The 21,053-nt window shown below is 56.2% G+C and carries 16 protein-coding genes; 6 read left to right on the top strand and 10 right to left on the bottom strand.

The window, feature by feature from the left end; all coding sequences use genetic code 11:
* Window positions 1-30: 30 nt before the first annotated feature.
* From hofC to nadC, 4 genes are all read right to left on the bottom strand, one after another.
* Window positions 31-1,227, bottom strand: a complete 1,197-nt coding sequence (gene hofC / locus CRO87_RS10460; protein ID WP_097162881.1) for a protein transport protein HofC — start codon at window positions 1,225-1,227, stop codon at window positions 31-33.
* Window positions 1,220-2,605 (bottom strand): type II secretion system protein GspE, encoded by a 1,386-nt coding sequence (gene gspE / locus CRO87_RS10465; protein WP_097162882.1) that lies wholly within the window; start codon window positions 2,603-2,605, stop codon window positions 1,220-1,222. Before gspE ends, hofC begins: the two co-directional genes overlap by 8 nt.
* A 17-nt stretch (window positions 2,606-2,622) precedes the next feature.
* Window positions 2,623-3,096 (bottom strand): prepilin peptidase-dependent pilin, encoded by a 474-nt coding sequence (gene ppdD, locus CRO87_RS10470; protein ID WP_097162883.1) that lies wholly within the window; start codon window positions 3,094-3,096, stop codon window positions 2,623-2,625.
* A gap of 165 nt (window positions 3,097-3,261) precedes the next feature.
* The gene (gene nadC, locus CRO87_RS10475; RefSeq protein ID WP_097162884.1) at window positions 3,262-4,155 is read right to left on the bottom strand and encodes a carboxylating nicotinate-nucleotide diphosphorylase; all 894 of its coding nucleotides are present in this window, start codon (window positions 4,153-4,155) and stop codon (window positions 3,262-3,264) included.
* Between the two features lie 87 nt (window positions 4,156-4,242).
* Here nadC and ampD point away from each other — a divergent pair, with 87 nt between their 5' ends.
* Window positions 4,243-4,806, top strand: coding sequence for a 1,6-anhydro-N-acetylmuramyl-L-alanine amidase AmpD (ampD, locus tag CRO87_RS10480; protein WP_097162885.1), 564 nt, complete (start codon window positions 4,243-4,245; stop codon window positions 4,804-4,806).
* Complete coding sequence (gene ampE / locus CRO87_RS10485) at window positions 4,803-5,657, top strand: beta-lactamase regulator AmpE (RefSeq protein ID WP_097162886.1); 855 nt, start codon at window positions 4,803-4,805, stop codon at window positions 5,655-5,657. Before ampD ends, ampE begins: the two co-directional genes overlap by 4 nt.
* 88 nt (window positions 5,658-5,745) lie before the next feature.
* On the opposite strand, the gene CRO87_RS10490 is transcribed toward ampE, so the two are convergent.
* From CRO87_RS10490 to aroP, 6 genes are all read right to left on the bottom strand, one after another.
* Window positions 5,746-6,696 carry a family 43 glycosylhydrolase gene (locus CRO87_RS10490; RefSeq protein ID WP_097162887.1) on the bottom strand — a complete coding sequence of 317 codons (951 nt, stop codon included), beginning with the start codon at window positions 6,694-6,696 and terminating at the stop codon, window positions 5,746-5,748.
* Window positions 6,693-8,096 (bottom strand): glycoside-pentoside-hexuronide (GPH):cation symporter, encoded by a 1,404-nt coding sequence (locus CRO87_RS10495; protein WP_097162888.1) that lies wholly within the window; start codon window positions 8,094-8,096, stop codon window positions 6,693-6,695. Before CRO87_RS10495 ends, CRO87_RS10490 begins: the two co-directional genes overlap by 4 nt.
* Before the next feature lie 164 nt (window positions 8,097-8,260).
* The gene (locus CRO87_RS10500) at window positions 8,261-9,628 is read right to left on the bottom strand and encodes a PTS transporter subunit EIIC (RefSeq protein WP_097162889.1); all 1,368 of its coding nucleotides are present in this window, start codon (window positions 9,626-9,628) and stop codon (window positions 8,261-8,263) included.
* A gap of 38 nt (window positions 9,629-9,666) precedes the next feature.
* Window positions 9,667-10,737, bottom strand: coding sequence for an SIS domain-containing protein (locus tag CRO87_RS10505; protein WP_097162890.1), 1,071 nt, complete (start codon window positions 10,735-10,737; stop codon window positions 9,667-9,669).
* A gap of 162 nt (window positions 10,738-10,899) precedes the next feature.
* Window positions 10,900-11,940 carry a LacI family DNA-binding transcriptional regulator gene (locus CRO87_RS10510; RefSeq protein WP_097162891.1) on the bottom strand — a complete coding sequence of 347 codons (1,041 nt, stop codon included), beginning with the start codon at window positions 11,938-11,940 and terminating at the stop codon, window positions 10,900-10,902.
* 106 nt (window positions 11,941-12,046) lie between these two features.
* Window positions 12,047-13,414: an aromatic amino acid transporter AroP gene (gene aroP, locus CRO87_RS10515; protein WP_141398688.1), complete on the bottom strand. Its 1,368-nt coding sequence runs from the start codon at window positions 13,412-13,414 to the stop codon at window positions 12,047-12,049.
* Between the two features lie 543 nt (window positions 13,415-13,957).
* Here aroP and pdhR point away from each other — a divergent pair.
* The 4 genes from pdhR (at window position 13,958) to lpdA (ending at window position 21,032) form a co-directional block, all read left to right on the top strand.
* Entirely contained in the window at window positions 13,958-14,722 is a 765-nt protein-coding gene (pdhR, locus tag CRO87_RS10525; protein ID WP_097162894.1) for a pyruvate dehydrogenase complex transcriptional repressor PdhR, read from the top strand.
* A 136-nt stretch (window positions 14,723-14,858) separates the two neighbouring features.
* Entirely contained in the window at window positions 14,859-17,522 is a 2,664-nt protein-coding gene (gene aceE, locus CRO87_RS10530) for a pyruvate dehydrogenase (acetyl-transferring), homodimeric type (RefSeq protein ID WP_097162895.1), read from the top strand.
* A 14-nt stretch (window positions 17,523-17,536) separates the two neighbouring features.
* Complete coding sequence (gene aceF / locus CRO87_RS10535) at window positions 17,537-19,408, top strand: pyruvate dehydrogenase complex dihydrolipoyllysine-residue acetyltransferase (protein ID WP_097162896.1); 1,872 nt, start codon at window positions 17,537-17,539, stop codon at window positions 19,406-19,408.
* Between the two features lie 199 nt (window positions 19,409-19,607).
* Window positions 19,608-21,032: a dihydrolipoyl dehydrogenase gene (lpdA, locus tag CRO87_RS10540; RefSeq protein ID WP_097162972.1), complete on the top strand. Its 1,425-nt coding sequence runs from the start codon at window positions 19,608-19,610 to the stop codon at window positions 21,030-21,032.
* Window positions 21,033-21,053 lie beyond the last annotated feature (21 nt).

The following is a 21,053-nucleotide window of genomic DNA, read 5'->3' on the forward strand; positions in this document are numbered from 1 at the left end:
CAGACGCTGGCGTAGCCCCTGCGCCAGCGTTTATCCGCCGCTAATGGCATCCCCCAACTGAAACACAGGCAAATACATTGCCACCACCAGCGTGCCAATAATGACGCCCGTCACCAGCAACATTATCGGTTCTAGCAGCGTCGCCAGATTATCTGCCTGTTGATGCGTTTGCCCGCTGTGGTAGTGCGACAGATTATCCAGCATGGCATCAAGCGCGCCCGACGCTTCCCCGGTTCTGACCAGCTGTTTGCACAACGGCGTGAAAACGCTTTGCTTCTCCATCGCCTGCCAGATGGTGCTTCCCGACGCGACCGAAACACTCATCTGCTCAATGACCCTGCGCCACCACGGGCAGCTCAGCGTTTTTTCGACGCATTCCAGCCCCTGCAAAAAGGGGATCCCCGCATTCTGAGTTAAGGCCAGTACGGTATATATCTGGCTCAGCATTTGCCCGCGTATCAGCCCAGAAACCACCGGCAATTTCAGCAACACTTGTGGGCGGAGCTTTTGCCAGCCGGGACTTCGTTGTAACAGCGGCCGCAGGATAAAGGGCAGGGCAACACCGCCAAAAATAAGTGGCCAACCCTGCTGGACGATATCAGCAAGTGACATCACCAGCCGGGTGAGCAAAGGCAGCGGCGTGTTGAAAGTGCGATAGATGGCGGCAAACTCCGGCAGCACGAAGCCGCACATCCCGATAACGACCAGCACGGCAAGCGACAGAATGATCAGCGGATAACGCAGCGCTTTTTTTACCTTCTGGCTGAGCCTGTGTTGCTCCTCCTGTTGACGGGCCAGATGCGCGCAGCAGTAATCCAGCTTGCCGGTCATTTCACCCGCCTGAATCATCGCAGGATACAAGGGCGGAAAGGCTTCCGGCCACTGCTGCATGGCGGTGGAAAGGGACTGCCCCTGCGCCAGCTGCCGGGCAAGATCCTGCATCAGGGCCTGCCACTGTGGGCTGGGGTGCTGTTCTGCCAGCAGCATCAGGCTGTCGGTGAGCGTCAATCCAGCCTTGAGCAGCGTGGACAACTGTTTTATTAGCTCGCTGTTGTACTGCTTTCGCCACTGTGATTTGCTGTGCTTTTTTCGCTTTATCGCTAGCGGATACACGCCTTCCTGCCCGATAAGCGCCATGGCGGCGATTTTGCTCTCAGCCCGGACGCTACCTTCTCTGGCCTCTCCCTGCTCCGTCACGCCTCGCCAGTGCCAAAGAGAGTCAGGCATCAGGCGGCGCCCCCAATACCCGTAACAGCTCTTCTACAGTCGTTTGCCCTCTCTCAACGGCCTCGCAGCCGTGCTCAAAGAGCATCACCATGCCGGACTGGCGCGCCAGCCGTTCCACCTCATCCGGCGTTGCACCGCTCACAATCGCCTGCTTTAACGACGGCGTAACCGCCAGCACTTCAAAGAGTGCGATCCGCCCGTGAAAACCGTGGTAGCAGCGCTCACAGCCTGCTGCTCGCCAGCGGGGGAGCTTTCGCGGCCATAACGATACCGGCAGGGCGTTATACTCTCCTTCCTGAATATGGCAGTCCGGGCAAAGCCGACGAACCAGGCGCTGCGCAACGACCAGCAGCAGGGCAGAGGAGATCATCCAGCGGGCAACGCCCATTTGTTGCAGGCGAACGAGCGTCTCTGTGGTGGAGTTTGTGTGTAAGGTTGAAAGCACCAGGTGCCCGGTCTGCGCCGCTTTGATGGCGATTTCAGCCGTCTCGGTATCGCGAATTTCCCCCACCATGACCACGTCGGGATCCTGACGAAGTAGCGCCCGCAGGACGTTCTGAAACGTGAGCCCAGCGCGGGTATTTATTTGCGTCTGATTAATGCCGTCGAGCGGAATTTCAACCGGGTCCTCCACGCTGCACAGGTTGATCTCCGGCCGGTTACGCATCTGCAACGCGCTGTATAGCGTTACTGTTTTTCCGCTCCCGGTCGGGCCCGTGACGAGCAGTAAACCCTGAGGCTGCTCCAGCGCCAGACGAAAGGCCTGAAGCTGTGGTGGATTCATGCCTAAGGCCGTTACATCCAGCGCCTGATCGACCTGATGAAGCAGCCTCAGCACCACTTTCTCTCCACCGCGGCAGGGAAGCGTGGCGATGCGAAAGGAGATGCTGCGCCCGGCGATGTCCACGGTAAATTGCCCGTCCTGCGGCAGCCTTCGTTCGGCGATATCAAGGTTGCCCAATACCTTGAGGCGTGCGATGAGCGGGCTTGCGAGCGTCGGTGACAGGGCGGGCAGAGCATGGAGCACGCCATCCACGCGCAAGCGAATGCGAAGTGCCTCTTCGCCAGGCTCAATATGAATGTCCGAAGCGCGCTGCTGTAGCGCCTGCCGGAAGGTCTGATTCAGCAGTTCGATGACATCGCCGGTGTCATCGCGTGCTACGGGTAAGTGCGATTCCTGAGCCGTTTGCAGATGTTTCTCCATACGTGGCCTGTCCCAGCATTCAATATCTATCCGTTTATGGGTGGCGAAGCGCAGGGCATCCATCAGTTCAGCAGGCGGCGAGCCGACAACAGCAATACTCAGTACGCTCTCGCTGTTGCTGAGCAGCACCGCCTGGTGCCGCAGACAAAGTGTGACGAGCTGGTCGTGATTCATTGCTGTGGTCTCCAGTCTCAGGAGGCTTCAGGGGCATCAGACGTGTCGGTAGTATCAGGGGTATTAAAGCGGAATACGTCTTCACAGGCCTGCTTCAGCGCACTGTCGCTGGCAATAACGCAGGAGCGCTCCCAGCCCGTCATGCCCTGAGTGTTGCTCCACAGCGGTTTCAGCGTGACGCCCAACCCATTGAGGCTTTCCTGACCCGTTAAGGTCACGGTGCCCTGAGCTATTTGCATGCTCGAAACATAACGGCTGGTTGTCGGGGAAGGGATCCCATTGGTACCGCCATCACACGAAGCCACCCCGCCATGGTCGAGGGCGCACAGTTCCACGGCGGTTCGGTAAGGCATAAAAGTTTGCAGCATGTCGGTCAGCGCGGCTTTGCGCAGGTAGTTCTGATAGGCAGGAATGCCGATGGCGCTCAGAATGGCGATGATGCCGATGACGATCATCAGTTCAATCAGGGTGAAGCCTTGTTGTTTATTCATAAGTGTCTCCTGGTTTTGACGGGAGCACTGTAGGCGGCAGGACGGATGAATTGCGAAGGGGAAAAAAGAAATCGGGAAGAAGGCTTCTGAATTATTTCATGGCTTGCAGCGGCGTTACGAAACGCTGCGAAGAGGATCGCGTAATCCTCTTCGCATCATCAGCAATTATTTAAAGCGCATGGAGAGATCGAGCGCCTGCACGTGCTTGGTCAATGCACCAACGGAGATGTAATCCACGCCCGTTTCCGCAAACTCCCGAATGGTGTCGAAGGTGACGTTGCCGGAGACTTCCAGCCGCGCCTTGCCGTTGGTCAGCTTCACTGCTTCGCGCATCCGATCGGTTTCGAAGTTATCGAGCATGATGATATCCGCCCCGGCTTTCAGCGCGTCCTGCAACTCTTCAAGGCTTTCGACTTCCACTTCTACCGGCACGTCCGGGTGCAGCCAGAAGGCTTTCTCAACGGCCTGGCGTACGGAGCCGGAGGCAATGATGTGATTCTCTTTGATCAGAAACGCGTCGGACAGGCCCAGGCGGTGATTCGCGCCGCCGCCGCAGAGCACGGCGTACTTCAACGCAGTGCGAAGGCCGGGCAGGGTTTTACGGGTATCAAGCAGTTGGGTTTTGGTGCCTTCAAGCAGATCGACATAGCGGCGAACGACGCTCGCGACACCGGACAGCGTCTGTACAAAGTTCAGCGCGGTGCGTTCGCCGGTTAACAGCACGCGGGAAGGGCCATCCAGTTCAAACAGCGGCTGGTTGGCCGTCAGCACGTCGCCATCTTCGACATGCCAGCTCAGGGTGACATCATCCCCAGCCAGCTGGATGAACACTTCCTCTACCCAGCGCTTGCCGCAAAATACGCCATCTTCACGGGTGATCACCACCGCGTGAGAGCGCGTGTCTTCCGGTAACAGTTGGGCGGTGATGTCGTTGGCGGCATTCACTTCGCCGCCGAGATCTTCGCGTAGCGCGTGGGCGACGGCAGCAGGGATATCCAGGTTAATTCGTTCCAGCAGCGCGTCACGACGATGCTCAGGATTGTAGCGGCGAGGCGGCATGATAAAACTCCAAATGGTAAGGAATCATAAGTTATAAACATGCTACTCTGAACCGGATTTCAGCACCACAGAATAAGGAGAGCCCGCATGCAGTTACACGGTGGCTGGCTGGACGATGCCCGCCGCGTCCCTTCGCCCCATTTCGATTGTCGCCCGGATGATGAAACTCCGACGCTGCTGGTGGTACATAACATCAGCCTGCCACCCGGCGAATTTGGCGGCCCGTGGATTGACGCATTATTCACTGGCACAATCGATCCGGATGCGCATCCGTTCTTTGCCGAAATCGCCCATCTGCGGGTTTCTGCCCACTGCCTGATTCGCCGTGACGGCGAAATTGTGCAGTACGTTCCCTTCGATAAACGAGCCTGGCATGCGGGCGTCTCAAACTATCAGGGGCGCGAAAAATGTAACGATTTTTCGATAGGTATCGAGCTGGAGGGCACGGACACTCTGGCCTACACGGAAGAACAATATCAGCAGCTTGCGGCCATCGCCCACACGCTGATTGCGGTTTATCCAAAGATTGTCGACAACATGACGGGCCACAGCGACATTGCGCCCGGACGCAAAACCGATCCCGGCCCGGCGTTTGACTGGGCGCGCTTCCGTGCTCTGGTGAGCGCTACGTCAAATAAGGAGATGAAATGACGCTGTTTACCACTTTGCTGGTGCTGATCGCTGAACGTCTTTTCAAGCTCGGCGAGCACTGGCAGCTCGATCACCGACTGGAAGTGCTGTTCCGCCGAATCAAAAACTATTCCTTTGTGGTGACGCTGCTGATGACCGCTGTCGCCATGGCGATTGTCTGGTTGCTGCTGCGCGGTTTGCATGGCGTCTTGTTTAACGTGCCTGTGCTGGTGGTGTGGATCCTGCTCGGCGTGCTTTGCATTGGGGCCGGGAAGGTGCGGATGCACTACCACGCTTACCTGAAAGCCGCCTCGCGCGATGATGCCCACGCCCGGGATGCGATGGCGGGCGAGCTGACGCTGATTCACGGCGTGCCGCCGGGCTGCGATGAGCGTGAGTATCTGCGCGAGCTGCAAAACGCGCTGCTGTGGATCAACTACCGTTTCTATCTCGCGCCGCTGTTCTGGTTCGTGGTGGGCGGGCCGCTGGGGCCGGTCACGCTGATGGGCTATGCCTTCCTGCGCGCCTGGCAAAGCTGGCTGGCTCGTTACCAGACGCCACGCGATCGCCAGCAGTCGGGCGTGGATGCAATCCTGCATGTACTGGACTGGCTGCCGGTTCGTCTGGTCGGCGTGGTGTACGCGCTGATTGGTCACGGCGAGAAAGCGCTTCCGGCGTGGTTTGCTTCGCTGGGCGATCGCCATACGTCGCAGTATCAGGTGCTGACGCAGCTGGCGCAGTTCTCTCTGGCCCGCGAGCCGCACGTCGACAAAGTGGCAACGCCAAAAGCGGCCGTATCGATGGCGAAGAAAGCCTCTTACGTCACCGTGGTGATCATGGCGCTGCTGACGATTTACGGGACTTTGGTGTGATGCCTGATTGCCCGGTGGCAGCTTCGCCTTACCGGGCCTACGATATACTTTGTAGGCCCGTGCAAGCGTAGCACCGCCGGGCAGCCCTTCAAATTGTATCCGCAGGCGGGATGCCAAAATCAGGCATCCCGTTTTCTTTCCAGTGAATCAGCTTCAGGCGAGTGTGGCGATTCGGGTCGTACAGCGGGTCGCCCTCAATTTCCGTGTAATTGCGTGCGTGATAGACCAACACATCTTGTCCCTCCGGCGTTTGAGTAAAGCTGTTGTGGCCAGGCCCAAACTGGCGGTTTTCGTAGCTGGTGGTGAACACGGGTTTCGGAGACTTGTGCCAGCTGCTGGCCTGCATCGGATCGGCATCAACATCGATCCACAATAATCCCATGCAGTAGTTTTCATCGGTGGCGCTGGCGGAGTAGCTGACAAACAGACGATTGCCGTGAACCACCACCGCCGGTCCTTCGTTGACCAGAAAGCCCCGACATTCCCAGTCGAATTCGGGTTTACTGAGCATCACCGGCGGGCCTTTGAGCGTCCAGGGGTTTTCCAGTTCAGCCAAATACAGATTGGAGTTTCCGGCAATATCCGGCGCTTTTTGCGCCCACAGATACCACTGTTTTCCCTGGTGCCGGAACGCAGTGGCATCCAGCGCGAAGGTATCAAACGGCGTGTTTACCTGCCCTTTTTCTTCCCAACGCCCGGTCAGCGGATCGGCATCGTTACAGGCCAGGGCAAACATCCGGTGCTGGAACATACCGAGCGCATCTAAATCATGGGTGTGGGTGGCGGCAAAGTAAATGACCCAGGTCCCGTCAATACAATGTAATTCAGGTGCCCAAATCAGCTGGCTCATCGGCCCGCTTTCCGGCTTGCGCCAGACGGTAACCGGGACGGCATCTCGCAGGCCTTCCAGCGTTGCAGCGCGGCGGATCTCCAGCCTGTCATATTCCGGTACGGAAGCGATAAAGTAGTAAAGTCCTTCGTGGCGCAGAATAAACGGGTCGGCGCGTTGCTCAATAAAAGGGTTCGGCCAGTGGCTCATTGTGGTTTCCTTATCAGTTCTGCCTGTGCCTGATAGTCGCTCAGTTCACGGTAGTTCTGGCGGCGTTTTTCCAGATCGCTTTGGATCTGCTTCATCATTTCCCGATCGACCTTCAGCAGACAGACCACACCGGCGGTGATCAGGTAGCCGACGCCAGGGATCACGCTGAACAGCAGCACTATGCCGTTGAGGGCGTCGGCGCTCTGCGCTTTTGCACCTGAGTCATAACCGTACCAGGAGAGCAGGAAGCCGACCATCGCGCCCGCCACCGCCAGCCCGACCTTCAGGAAGAAGAGGTTGCCGGAGAAGCTGATCCCGGTGATGCGCTTGCCGGTTTTCCACTCGCCGTAGTCGTCGACGTCCGCCATCAGCGACCAGTGCAGCGGGGAAGGGATCTGATGCAGGATATTGAGCAGGAAGTAGAGCACCAGAATCATCATCGTGGCGTGCGGGTCGAAGAAGTAGAAAGCGCAGGAGAAAATCGCCAGCGCGATGTTGGTCCAGAAGAACACCTGCAGCTTGCACCAGCGGTCGGTGAGGACCTTCGCCAGCATGCTGCCAATCATCATGCCTACCACGCCGAGGCTGATAAACAGCGTGGCGAAATGGGTGCTCTGCTGCATCACCCAGGTGACGTAATACATCGTTGCCGCCATGCGGATAAAGCCCGGGCAGACGTTGCAGAGAGTCAGCAGCAGAATGCGCACCCACTGGTCATTTTTCCACACGTCCTTCAGATCACGTTTGATTTCATCGTTGGTTTGTACCGCCGGACGCACGCGTTCGCGCACGGTGGCGAAGCTGAACAGGAACATGCACATGCCGATAAACGCCAGCACGGTCATTGCCATCTGGTAGCCTTTGGCTTTGTTGTCGCCGCCGAACCAGTCGGCCATCGGCAGCAGCGTCAGCGAAAGCAGCAGCGTGGCGATGCCGACCATCACGAAACGATAAGACTGGCAGGCCACGCGCTCTTTTGGATCGTTGGTGATCACGCTCCCGAGCGAGCAGTAGGGAATATTGATTGCCGTGTAGGTAATGGAGAGCAGGAAATAGGTGACGAAGGCATAGATAACCTTGCTGCTATAGCTCCACTCCGGCGTGGTAAACATCAGCACGCTGAACAGCGCATACGGAAAGGCAATCCACAGCAGCCACGGGCGGAAACGGCCGTACTTGCTGCGCGTGCGGTCCGCCAGCGCGCCCATAATCGGGTCGGTGACGGCGTCGATGACGCGAATGGATAGCAGTAAAACGCCAACCAGCGCCGGGGCCAGCCCAAAAATATCCGTATAGAAGTAGTTAACAAACAGCATGATGGCGCCGAAGATGATGTTGCACCCTGCGTCGCCCATGCCGTAGCCGATTTTTTCTTTGACCGATAATCTGTTGTTTTCCATCGAGAGGTCCCCGCATTTGATATGCAGAGAATTATTCGCAGGCTTTGGAAAAAAAGCGTTGCAGGAATGCGGCGCTGATATGGATTATTCAGCTACAGGAAGGAAAGTGTGAAGCAGGTAACATGCTGCTGTAGCGGTTTTCAGCCGCTACAGCATGTGGATAATCAGCGTAAGTCGGTCGCGGGCACCAGCACGCGGCTCTTGCCGTAGAGAATGGTCAGGATAGCCGGGACGCTAAAGGCCACGACAATCGCAATCACTTCATAGATGGCTTTCGAGTCCGGGCCGCTGAATAAGCCGAGTTCAAAGACGTTCAGCACCGGCAGGAAGCTGTAGGTTTTCACCCGCAGGAAGCCTGTGATCGCCCCGCCCATTGCCGCGCCGATACAGCCGAAGATAAACAGCATCCGGTACTTCAGATTCACGCCGTACAGCGCCGGTTCAGTGATGCCAAAGAAGGCCGAGATGGATGCAGAAATCGCCAGCTGCTTGTCCTTCAGGTTACGGGCGATAAAGATAGCCCCAAACGCCGCGCCAAACTGCCCCATGACGGCGGACATGAACATCGCCATTACCGTGTCGTAGCCGTTCACCTGCATGTTGATGAGCGCAATTGGGATGATGCCCCAGTGCACGCCGAACACCACAAACAGCTGACCAATCCCCGCCAGCAGCGCGCCGGAGAGCACCGGGCTCAGGTTGTAAAGCCAGGTGTAGCCGTTGGCGATGCCGATCCCTACGTAGTCTGCAATCGGGCCAATCACGGTGAAGACCACGAACCCGCACACCAGCAGCGACAGGCAAGGCACGAATACCAGCGCCGCCACTTCCGGGATCACCTTCTTAAACCAGCGCTCGACGTAGCTCAGGAACCAGACGGCAAAGATCGCCGGGATCACCGCGCCACCGTAGATTTTCAGTGGGAAGGTGAGGTGGAAAATCTCAATGCTGTTCGGCGTGGCGGCGTCGGTCAGTGGGAAGATCATCGCCGCGGTCAGCGCCAGGGCGGTGAAGCGGCTGGTTTTGAATTTGTCCGCCGCGGTGACGGCAATAAACAGCGGTAGCATCACGAACACGCCGCTGGAGAGCGCATTAAGCACGATAAAGAGCCAGGACTTCGTCGAGATAAGCTCCATCGTCTGCAACAGCACGACCAGGCCTTTCACCACGCCTACGCCCGCCAGCACACCGATGTAGGGCGTGAATATGGCGGAAAGCGTTGCCAGCAGGCGGTTGAACAATGAGCTTTTTTGCGCAGGCTGTTCGGCTGGTGCGCTATCGTTTGGCAGCAGCGTACTCAGCGCCGCGAAGACCTTCTCTACCTTCGGGCCAATCACTATCTGGAACTGGCTGCCGTTATTCACCAGCTTGACCACTTCCGGCAGCTTATAAAGCTGCTCCTCATTAATCGCGCCGTCGTCTTTCAGATTCAGGCGGAGCCGGGTGGCGCAATGGGTGGCGTGAACCACATTTTCCTTACCGCCAACGGCGGCGAGGATCTGTTCAGCAACGGGTAAGAATGAAGTCGCCATGTTGAAGCACCTTTTTGTGTGTAGGGTACGAGCGGCTGTCAGGCGTAATCGCCCGGTTTCGTTTTGCTTTTTACCGCCACGCCAAAGTCCGTGAAGATGCGCTGCGGCAGGTTGTTGCCTTTCCCTTCGGCGATGTGGTGGGCGAGGATCTGGAACGGAATGATCATCAGCAGCGGCAGCACGTTTTCCGGCGCGTCTGTGTTCAGCGCCAGCGTGTGTGGGTCTTCGCTCTGGCCTGGCGTGACGGTGTAAACGTACTGTGTATGACGCTGCTCGTACTCACGCAGCAGGCCCAGACGCTCCTGCGCCACGCTCGGTACATCGAGGAAAAACAGGCGGTGCTGCGGGTTAATTTCGAAATACGGACCGTGCATAAAGACTTCCATTTCAATGCCCTGGGAAGGCACGCGCACGGTTTCGGTAAACTTGGTTGCCATCTCCATACACACGCCAACCGCCGGGCCGTAGCCGATGCTGGTGAAGCGTGGGGAAGCTACCAGATCGGCTTCCCAGCGAGTGAAGAAGGATTCGGTGGTGTCGATAATGGACGGAATAGTCTGCACCGCTTCGCGCAGAATAGTCAGCTCCGTCTGTTCGCGTGCATCGTCGATCGCACCGACGGCATGCGCATGGCGCAGGCCCATCAGCATCAGCGTCAGAATGGTGGCGACGTAGCCTTTGGTGACGTAGCCCACGCGCTCTTCGCCAATATCCAGCTGCACGAAGGTATCAGCTGTTTTTGCCAGTTCACTTTGCGGCTTGCTGGTCAGGCCGATGGTTTTCACCGGAAACTGCTTTTTCAGCTGCGCCAGGGCGTGCAGGGTGGAGGTGCTTTCGCCGCTCTGGGAAACGGCAATCACCGTGCGGATAGCCGGGTTGTGTTTCTCAAAGTGCTGATAGTGGAACGGCTCGGCAATGGTGATGCGCACGTCAGAGAGGCTTTCGATGTAGTACTTCGCGCTTACGGCGGCATTCACGCTGGAGCCAGTGGCCAGCAGTAACCATTCGCTTTCGTCGTCGATAGCCGGGATGGATGCCGGGTAGTTCTCCAGAATCGCTGCAAGCGTTGCATGCTCTTCGTGGATGTAAGTCATCATGGTCGGTTTCATATTACCCTCTTCGCTGAAAACCTGAAAACGTTTTCAGTAAAATATGATGAGGGAAATCTGATGGTCAATTTTACGTATAAGGATTTGTGATAAGGATCGGGTTATTTCGTCATCGGAGACAGGCCGGATGGCGTGAGTGTCACCCGACGAAAAGAGAAAGGATCAGGCCGATTCGCCCGCAACAAACAGGGGAGGGATCGCCGGCGATTCCGGCAGCATATCCTGCAATAAAGTCATCATCTGCTGAATAACATGTTGACCTAAAACGTTATTCTGATGATCGACGGTGGTCAGGCGCGGTACATAATATTCACTGCCGGGGAAGCATTCGCAGCTGGCGACGGCGATATTTTCCGGCACGCTGATGCCGTTATCTTTCAACGCGCGGATGGCGCCCATTGCCACGCGATCGTTAATCGCCAGCAGCGCCTGCGGCAATGCGCGGCCGGATGCGAGCAGTTTTTTAATTGCCTCATAACCGTGCTGGGCATAGAAGTTCGTTTCAATAACTTGCGCGTTCTCGGCTGCGATTCCTGCCTGTTGCAGGGTTTCCCTGAAAGCATTCACGCGCTGGCCTGTCATATACACGCCCGGTGAACCGCCAATAAACGCGATATCGCGGTGGCCTTTCTCCAGCAGGTATCCGGTTATCATTTTCACGCAGTTGACCTGATCGCGTTGCAGGCAGGTGTAGCCGTAATGGGCAAGCTTGCGGCCCACCACTATTACCGGCAGCGTGGCGATAAGCTTCTGTAAACCCTCCAGATAGCCTTCGGGGATATTCAGATAGTCGATGTTGCCGCCGAGAATGATCACCCCGTCGAGCTGGCTGTCGATGATGGTGCTGAAAATCTGATCTTCGGCTATCACCAGGCTCGATTCGCTGCGCTTGTTTGCCGACTGGGTATCGAACAGCACGATTTTGTACCCGGCCTGCTGGCAGGCTTTTTCGATCTGTTCGACCAGGGTGGCGAAGTAGGGGCTGGTGATGTCGGACACGACGACCGCGAGGGTCATGCTTTTGCGGGAAATCATGCTGCGAGCCATCAGGTTGGGGCTGAAGTGATGCTCGTCGATCACCTTCTGCACCTTCTCACGGGTTTTATCCGACACCCAGCTGTTGTTGTTCAGCACCCGAGAAACTGTTGCGATGGAGACGTTGGCCAGTTCAGCAATGTCTTTGATCGTCAGGGGCTTTTTCATCGGTCGCGGGAGTCCTTTTGATAGCGGCAACCCACGGATGGTACATCACTTTTGGCGGGGGAGAAACGCTCTGTACCCAGGATTTGGGTACAGAGACGTGAAGGGATTACGCGCGGACGGCTTTCGCCCCTTTCTGTTTAACCGCGTAGCCAATTCCGAGAATAACGATCCATGCAGGGATCAGATAGACGGAAATCGCCATGCCCGGCGTCATCAGCATGATGACCAGCACGGCTGCCACGGTGAACAGGCAAATCCAGTTTCCGAGCGGATAGAACAGGGCAGGGAAGCGAGTTTTGACGCCCTGCTGCTGTTTCGCTTTGCGGAACTTCATGTGCGCGAGGCTAATCATCGCCCAGTTGATGACCAGCGCAGAAACAACCAGCGCCATCAGCAGGCCGAAAGCGGACTCCGGCGCCAGGTAGTTGATCAGCACGCACAGGGCGGTGAACAGCGCAGACACCAGAATGGTGTTAACCGGCACGCCGCGCTTATCGACTTTGGTCAGCGCTTTCGGGGCGTTGCCCTGCTGCGCCAGGCCGAACAGCATACGGCTGTTGCAGTACACGCAGCTGTTGTACACGGAGAGCGCCGCGGTCAGCACCACGATGTTCAGCGCGTTGGCAACAAAGGTGTCACCCAGCTCGTGGAAAATCAGCACGAACGGGCTGGTGTCCGCGGTGACGCGGGTCCACGGCAGCAGAGAAAGCAGCACGGCCAGCGAGCCCACATAGAAAATCAGGATGCGGTAGATAACCTGATTGGTGGCTTTCGGGATGCTTTTCTGCGGGTCATCTGCTTCCGCAGCGGTGATGCCGACCAGCTCCAGGCCGCCGAAGGAGAACATAATGATCGCCATCATCATCACCAGCCCCTGAATGCCGTGCGGCAGGAAGCCGCCCTGTTCCCAGAGGTTGCGAACGGTTGCCTGCGGGCCGCCATGACCGCTAAACAGCAGCCAGCCGCCGAACAGGATCATCGCGACAACCGCGACCACTTTAATAATGGCAAACCAGAACTCCATCTCACCAAACACTTTAACGTTGGTCAGGTTGATGGCGTTGATAACCACGAAGAAGACGGCGGCGGAAGCCCAGGTCGGGATTTCCGGGTACCAGAATTGAATGTATTTGCCGACTGCGGTCAGCTCAGCCATTGCTACCAGGACGTACAGCACCCAGTAGTTCCAGCCGGAGGCGAAACCGGCAAAATTGCCCCAGTATTTATAGGCAAAGTGGCTGAAGGAACCTGCTACCGGCTCTTCCACCACCATTTCGCCCAGCTGGCGCATGATAAGGAAGGCCACAAAACCTGCGATCGCGTAACCGAGGATAATACCCGGCCCTGCGGATTGAATGACGGAGGCGCTGCCCAGAAACAGGCCTGTACCGATAGCTCCACCCAGCGCAATAAGCTGGATGTGGCGGTTTTTAAGGCCGCGCTTCAGCTGTTCGCCTTGCTGTTGACCTTCCATTATGAAACCTCGTGAGTGATTGTTTTTTCTACGCTTTGGTTAAGCGCGTGTCATTATGAACTTCCATATCCTGTACAATATTTTTTACAGAGCGGATGGCTGAAAGTTGCGTGTGAGTCTTCCGCAGCTGGAAGAATAGTGGTAAGTGCCGCCGAATGCACCTGCTTTGTGCAGGGCTGCTGACGAGTTGCATAAAAAGAAACCAAATGTAAATGCCTGATGCCTTCTGATGTGCAGCGCTGTATTTCACTTTTAGCGAAAATTGCTGACTGTTCATGCACTTTTCCGCCTCCTGAATCGGTTCAGACTGCACAACTTTCGTTTCGATTACGTTAAAACTGCCTCTTTGGTGGTAAAGATGACATTTGTGCAAAGTTACATTTCTGAAACGTGATTTCTGTAAGGTTGTTAAAATGTGCCGGGTTTACTGATTTCAATCAAAACCTGTATGGACAGAAGGTGAATACTTTGTTACTTTAGCGTCAAGAACGATGAATTGGTAAGACCAATTGACTCTGGGTAAATGGCTTAAGACAGGGAACCATGGCCTACAGCAAAATCCGCCAACCAAAATTATCCGATGTGATTGAGCAGCAGCTGGAGTTTTTGATTCTTGAGGGGACGCTGCGCCCCGGTGAAAAACTTCCACCTGAACGCGAGCTGGCTAAACAGTTCGACGTTTCCCGCCCCTCACTGCGCGAGGCGATCCAACGTCTCGAAGCGAAGGGCTTACTGCTTCGTCGCCAGGGCGGCGGGACCTTTGTGCAAAGTAACCTCTGGCAGAGCTTCAGCGATCCGCTGGTAGAGTTGCTCTCCGACCACCCTGAATCCCAGTTTGATCTGCTGGAAACCCGTCACGCTCTGGAAGGCATTGCCGCGTATTACGCCGCACTGCGCGGTAACGATGAAGATCGCACTCGCATCCGTGAGCTGCACCGCGCCATTGAAGTTGCCCAGCAGTCTGGCGACCTCGATGCTGAATCCAGCGCCGTCGTCCAGTATCAAATTGCCGTCACCGAAGCCGCCCATAATGTGGTCTTACTGCATCTTCTGCGCTGCATGGAACCGATGCTGGCGCAGAATGTACGACAGAACTTTGAATTGCTGTACGCCCGTCGGGAAATGCTCCCGCTGGTCAGCAGCCATCGCACTCGAGTATTCGAGGCGATAATGGCCAGAGAGCCGGAGCAGGCGCGCGAAGCGTCGCACCGTCACCTGGCCTTCATTGAGGAAATCTTGCTGGACCGCAGCCGTGAGCAAAGTCGCCGAGACCGCTCGCTTCGCCGCCTACAGCAACGAAAGGACTAGCAACACCGATTTTTTTCAGCGCCAGTTTTTCGAGCGCGGCAACTAAACGCAGAACCTGTCTTATTGAGCTCTTCAATAAGAACTCAATGGGACAGGTTCCAGACAAATCAACGATTAGACAGATAAGGAATCCCCCATGTCAGACCGTTTACAAAATGACGTGGATCCGATCGAAACTCGCGACTGGCTACAGGCGATCGAATCGGTCATCCGTGAAGAAGGTGTTGAGCGTGCTCAGTATCTGATTGACCAACTGCTTTCCGAAGCCCGTAAAGGCGGCGTGAGCGTGGCAGCTGGTGCCGGGGCAAACAATTATGTGAACACGATTGCCGTTGAAGATGAGCCGGAATACCCGGGGAATCTGGATCTGGAACGTCGCATTCGTTCAGCTATCCGCTGGAACGCAATCATGACCGTTCTGCGCGCGTCGAAGAAAGACCTGGAGCTGGGTGGCCACATGTCCTCCTTCCAGTCTTCTGCGACCGTTTATGAAGTGTGCTTCAACCACTTCTTCCGCGCCCGTACCGAACAGGACGGCGGCGACCTGGTTTACTTCCAGGGCCACATCTCTCCAGGCGTTTACGCGCGTGCCTTCCTTGAAGGTCGCCTGACCGAAGAGCAGATGAACAACTTCCGTCAGGAAGTTCACGGCAAAGGCCTCTCTTCATATCCGCACCCGAAACTGATGCCAGAATTCTGGCAGTTCCCGACCGTTTCCATGGGTCTGGGCCCAATCGGTGCCATCTACCAGGCGAAGTTCCTGAAATATCTGGAACACCGTGGCCTGAAAGATACCTCTCAGCAGACCGTTTACGCCTTCCTCGGCGACGGCGAGATGGACGAACCAGAATCCAAAGGTGCGATCACCATCGCCACCCGCGACAAGCTGGACAACCTCTGCTTCATCATCAACTGCAACCTGCAGCGTCTGGATGGCCCGGTCACCGGTAACGGCAAAATCGTTAACGAACTGGAAGGCATCTTCGCGGGCGCTGGCTGGAACGTAGTGAAAGTGATGTGGGGCGGTCGTTGGGATGAGCTGCTGCGTAAAGACACCAGCGGTAAGCTGATTCAGCTGATGAACGAAACCGTTGACGGTGACTACCAGACCTTCAAATCCAAAAACGGCGCTTACGTGCGTGAGCACTTCTTCGGTAAATACCCGGAGACTGCTGCCCTGGTTGCCGACTGGTCTGACGATCAGATCTGGGCCCTGAACCGCGGTGGTCACGATCCGAAGAAAGTCTACGCTGCACTGAAAAACGCGCAGGACACCAAAGGTAAAGCGACCGTTATCCTTGCTCATACCGTTAAAGGTTATGGCATGGGTGAAACTGCCGAAGGCAAAAACATCGCTCACCAGGTGAAGAAAATGAACATGGACGGCGTACGCTACGTCCGTGACCGTTTCAACGTGCCGGTATCCGATGCAGACATCGAAAAACTGCCGTACGTGACTTTCCCTGAAGGCTCTGAAGAGCACACCTATCTGCACGCACAGCGTCAGAAACTGGGCGGCTACCTGCCATCCCGTCAGGTGAACTTCAGCGAGAAACTGGAAATGCCAGCCCTGGCTGACTTCCAGCAGCTGCTCGAAGAGCAGAACAAAGAAATTTCTACCACCATCGCCTTCGTTCGTGCCCTGAACGTGATGCTGAAGAACCCGTCCATCAAAGAGCGCCTGGTGCCGATTCTGGCCGACGAAGCGCGTACTTTCGGTATGGAAGGTCTGTTCCGTCAGATTGGTATCTACAGCTCCAACGGTCAGCAGTACACCCCGCAGGACCGTGAGCAGGTTGCATACTACAAAGAAGACGAGAAAGGTCAGATCCTGCAGGAAGGCATCAACGAACTGGGTGCGGGCGCATCCTGGCTGGCGGCTGCGACTTCTTACAGCACCAACAACCTGCCGATGATTCCGTTCTACATCTACTACTCGATGTTCGGCTTCCAGCGTATCGGCGATCTGTGCTGGCAGGCTGGCGACCAGCAGGCTCGCGGCTTCCTGGTTGGCGGTACTTCCGGTCGTACCACCCTGAACGGTGAAGGTCTGCAGCACGAAGATGGTCACAGCCACATTCAGTCTCTGACTATCCCGAACTGTATCTCTTATGACCCGTCTTACGCTTACGAAGTCGCTGTGATCATGCACGACGGCCTGGTGCGTATGTACGGTGAAGCACAAGAGAACGTGTTCTACTACATCACCACTCTGAACGAAAACTACCACATGCCGGCGATGCCGGAAGGTGCTGAGGAAGGTATCCGTAAAGGTATCTACAAACTCGAAACCGTTGAAGGTAGCAAAGGTAAAGTTCAGCTGCTGGGCTCCGGTTCTATCCTGCGTCACGTACGTGAAGCGGCTCAGATCCTGGCGAAAGACTACGGCGTGGGCTCTGACGTGTACTCCGTCACCTCCTTCACCGAACTGGCCCGTGACGGTCAGGACTGTGAGCGCTGGAACATGCTGCACCCAATGGAAACCCCACGCGTGCCGTACATCGCTCAGGTGATGAACGATGCACCAGCCGTGGCCTCCACTGACTATATGAAACTGTTTGCTGAACAGGTTCGTACTTATGTACCGGCGGACAATTACCGCGTACTGGGTACCGATGGCTTCGGTCGTTCCGACAGCCGTGAAAACCTGCGTCACCACTTCGAAGTAGATGCTTCTTATGTCGTGGTTGCAGCCCTGGGCGAACTGGCTAAACGTGGTGAAATCGACAAGAAAGTGGTGGCGGATGCGATCACCAAGTTCAACATCGATGCAGAAAAAGTTAACCCGCGTCTGGCGTAAGAGGTAAAAGAATAATGGCTATCGAAATCAAGGTACCGGACATCGGGGCTGATGAAGTTGAAATCACCGAGATCCTGGTCAAAGTAGGCGACAAAGTTGAAGCAGAACAGTCGCTGATCACCGTAGAAGGCGACAAAGCCTCTATGGAAGTCCCGTCTCCACAGGCTGGCGTCGTGAAAGAGATTAAAGTCTCCGTCGGCGACAAAACCGAGACCGGCAAACTGATCATGATTTTCGATTCCGCCGAAGGTGCAGCAGCTGCTGCACCTGCGCAGGAAGAGAAAAAAGAAGCCGCTCCGGCCGCAGCCCCTGCTGCTGCCGCGGCAGCCAAAGAAGTTAACGTGCCAGACATCGGCGGCGACGAAGTTGAAGTCACTGAGATCATGGTGAAAGTGGGCGACACCGTTGCCGCTGAACAGTCCCTGATCACCGTAGAAGGCGACAAAGCTTCTATGGAAGTGCCAGCGCCGTTTGCGGGCGTAGTGAAAGAGATCAAAATCAACACCGGCGACAAAGTGTCTACCGGCTCCCTGATTATGGTCTTCGAAGTGGCGGGTGCGGCTCCTGCACAGGCTGCTGCTCCGGCAGCGGCTGCACCAGCGGCTACCGGTTCTAAAGAAGTGAACGTTCCGGATATCGGCGGTGACGAAGTTGAAGTCACTGAAGTGATGGTGAAAGTGGGCGACAAAGTTGCCGCTGAACAGTCACTGATCACCGTAGAAGGTGACAAGGCTTCCATGGAAGTTCCGGCACCGTTCGCGGGCACCGTGAAAGAGATCAAAATCAGCACCGGCGACAAAGTAAAAACCGGCTCCCTGATCATGGTCTTCGAAGTGGAAGGCGCTGCGCCTGCCGCGGCTCCGGCTGCTGCACCAGCTGCTGCTGCTCCGGCACCGGCCCAGTCTGCGCCTGCCGCAGCGCCAGCTGCGAAAGCAGAAGGCAAATCCGAGTTTGCTGAAAACGACGCATACGTTCACGCGACTCCGCTGATTCGCCGCCTGGCGCGCGAATTTGGCGTAAACCTGGCGAAAGTGAAGGGCACGGGCCGTAAAGGTCGTATCCTGCGCGAAGACGTTCAGACTTACGTGAAAGACGCGGTGAAACGCGCTGAATCTGCACCAGCCGCTACCGGCGGTGGTCTGCCAGGCATGCTGCCATGGCCGAAAGTGGACTTCAGCAAGTTCGGCGAAATCGAAGAAGTGGAAATGGGCCGCATCCAGAAAATCTCTGGCGCGAACCTGAGCCGTAACTGGGTGATGATCCCGCACGTTACCCACTTCGACAAAACCGATATCACCGATCTGGAAGCGTTCCGTAAAGCTCAGAACGACGAAGCCGCTAAGCGCAAACTGGACGTGAAATTCACTCCAGTGGTCTTCATCATGAAGGCTGTTGCCGCAGCGCTGGAGCAGATGCCACGCTTCAACAGCTCCCTGTCCGAAGACGGTCAAAAGCTGACGCTGAAGAAATACATCAACATCGGCGTGGCGGTTGATACGCCAAACGGCCTGGTGGTTCCGGTCTTCAAAGACGTGAACAAGAAGAGCATCACCGAGCTGTCTCGCGAGCTGATGGCTATCTCTAAGAAAGCACGTGACGGCAAGCTGACCGCTGGCGAAATGCAGGGCGGCTGCTTCACCATCTCAAGCCTCGGCGGTATCGGGACGACTCACTTCGCGCCAATCGTTAACGCGCCGGAAGTGGCTATCCTCGGTGTCTCCAAGTCCGCGATGGAGCCTGTGTGGAACGGGAAAGAGTTCACTCCGCGTCTGATGATGCCGATGTCTCTCTCCTTCGACCACCGCGTGATCGACGGCGCTGATGGTGCGCGTTTCATCACCATCATCAACAACATGTTGAGCGACATTCGCCGTCTGGTGATGTAAGCGAAAAGCCGGCCAGTCGGCCGGCTTTTTTCTGGTAATCTCACTGTGCTTTATGAGGTTATAAGATCAACATCAAATCGTGAGCCGTTTGTTGTTTCAAAATTGTTAACAATTTTGTAAAATACGGGCGGATAGAACGTCCCGGTGGATGATGGGCGATAAGACCAGGGACCGCCGGAAATAAATTACAGAGGTCATGATGAGTACTGAAATCAAAACTCAGGTCGTGGTGCTTGGTGCAGGCCCGGCAGGGTATTCCGCAGCCTTCCGCGCCGCGGATTTAGGTCTGGAAACCGTCATCGTAGAACGTTACAGCACCCTCGGCGGTGTTTGTCTGAACGTCGGCTGTATCCCTTCTAAAGCGCTGCTGCACGTAGCCAAAGTTATCGAAGAAGCCAAAGCGCTGGCTGAACACGGTATCGTCTTCGGCGAGCCGAAAACCGATATCGACAAGATTCGTACCTGGAAAGAAAAAGTGATCACTCAGCTGACTGGCGGTCTGGCCGGTATGGCAAAAGGCCGTAAGGTCAAAGTGGTTAACGGTCTGGGTAAATTCACCGGGGCTAACACCCTGGAAGTGGAAGGCGAGAACGGCAAAACCGTGATCAACTTCGACAACGCGATCATCGCGGCGGGTTCCCGTCCGATCGAACTGCCGTTCATTCCTCATGAAGATCCGCGCGTGTGGGACTCCACCGATGCGTTGGAGCTGAAAACCGTTCCAAAACGCCTGCTGGTCATGGGCGGCGGGATCATCGGCCTGGAAATGGGTACCGTGTATCACGCGCTGGGTTCAGACATTGACGTGGTTGAAATGTTCGACCAGGTTATCCCGGCTGCCGACAAAGACGTGGTGAAAGTCTTCACCAAGCGCATCAGCAAGAAATTCAACCTGATGCTGGAAACCAAAGTGACCGCCGTTGAAGCGAAAGAAGACGGTATCTACGTTTCCATGGAAGGCAAAAAAGCCCCTGCTGAAGCGCAGCGTTATGACGCGGTGCTGGTGGCAATCGGTCGTGTGCCGAACGGTAAAAACCTCGACGCGGGCAAAGCTGGCGTGGAAGTGGACGACCGTGGCTTCATCCGCGTTGACAAGCAGCTGCGTACCAACGTACCGCACATCTTTGCTATCGGCGATATCGTCGGTCAGCCGATGCTGGCGCACAAAGGTGTTCACGAAGGTCACGTTGCCGCCGAAGTTATCGCCGGCATGAAGCACTACTTCGATCCGAAAGTGATCCCATCCATCGCTTACACCGAGCCAGAAGTTGCCTGGGTTGGTCTGACTGAGAAAGAAGCGAAAGAGAAAGGCATCAGCTACGAAACCGCCACCTTCCCGTGGGCTGCTTCTGGCCGTGCTATCGCTTCCGACTGCGCAGACGGTATGACCAAGCTCATCTTCGACAAAGAAACCCACCGTGTTATTGGTGGCGCGATTGTCGGCACCAACGGCGGCGAGCTGCTGGGTGAAATCGGCCTGGCCATCGAAATGGGCTGTGATGCAGAAGACATCGCGCTGACCATCCACGCGCACCCGACTCTGCACGAGTCCGTGGGCCTGGCGGCAGAAGTGTTTGAAGGTAGCATCACCGACCTGCCAAACCCGAAAGCGAAGAAGAAATAAGTTTTCGAGATGTAAAGAAGC

It is taken from the genome of Enterobacter sp. CC120223-11 (genome assembly GCF_900215375.1).
Taxonomy (GTDB): Bacteria; Pseudomonadota; Gammaproteobacteria; order Enterobacterales; family Enterobacteriaceae; genus Scandinavium.

Bases quoted from the DNA above. Each gene is read 5' to 3' on its own strand.
- CRO87_RS10495 (WP_097162888.1), bottom strand. From the start codon at position 8,096: ATGGAAAACAACAGATTATCGGTCAAAGAAAAAATCGGCTACGGCATG.
- aroP (WP_141398688.1), bottom strand. From the start codon at position 13,414: ATGGAAGGTCAACAGCAAGGCGAACAGCTGAAGCGCGGCCTTAAAAAC.
- CRO87_RS10505 (WP_097162890.1), bottom strand. From the start codon at position 10,737: ATGAAACCGACCATGATGACTTACATCCACGAAGAGCATGCAACGCTT.
- aceF (WP_097162896.1), top strand. From the start codon at position 17,537: ATGGCTATCGAAATCAAGGTACCGGACATCGGGGCTGATGAAGTTGAA.
- hofC (WP_097162881.1), bottom strand. From the start codon at position 1,227: ATGCCTGACTCTCTTTGGCACTGGCGAGGCGTGACGGAGCAGGGAGAG.
- ppdD (WP_097162883.1), bottom strand. From the start codon at position 3,096: ATGAATAAACAACAAGGCTTCACCCTGATTGAACTGATGATCGTCATC.
- nadC (WP_097162884.1), bottom strand. From the start codon at position 4,155: ATGCCGCCTCGCCGCTACAATCCTGAGCATCGTCGTGACGCGCTGCTG.
- CRO87_RS10490 (WP_097162887.1), bottom strand. From the start codon at position 6,696: ATGAGCCACTGGCCGAACCCTTTTATTGAGCAACGCGCCGACCCGTTT.
- CRO87_RS10510 (WP_097162891.1), bottom strand. From the start codon at position 11,940: ATGAAAAAGCCCCTGACGATCAAAGACATTGCTGAACTGGCCAACGTC.
- gspE (WP_097162882.1), bottom strand. From the start codon at position 2,605: ATGAATCACGACCAGCTCGTCACACTTTGTCTGCGGCACCAGGCGGTG.
- ampD (WP_097162885.1), top strand. From the start codon at position 4,243: ATGCAGTTACACGGTGGCTGGCTGGACGATGCCCGCCGCGTCCCTTCG.
- aceE (WP_097162895.1), top strand. From the start codon at position 14,859: ATGTCAGACCGTTTACAAAATGACGTGGATCCGATCGAAACTCGCGAC.
- CRO87_RS10500 (WP_097162889.1), bottom strand. From the start codon at position 9,628: ATGGCGACTTCATTCTTACCCGTTGCTGAACAGATCCTCGCCGCCGTT.
- ampE (WP_097162886.1), top strand. From the start codon at position 4,803: ATGACGCTGTTTACCACTTTGCTGGTGCTGATCGCTGAACGTCTTTTC.
- pdhR (WP_097162894.1), top strand. From the start codon at position 13,958: ATGGCCTACAGCAAAATCCGCCAACCAAAATTATCCGATGTGATTGAG.
- lpdA (WP_097162972.1), top strand. From the start codon at position 19,608: ATGAGTACTGAAATCAAAACTCAGGTCGTGGTGCTTGGTGCAGGCCCG.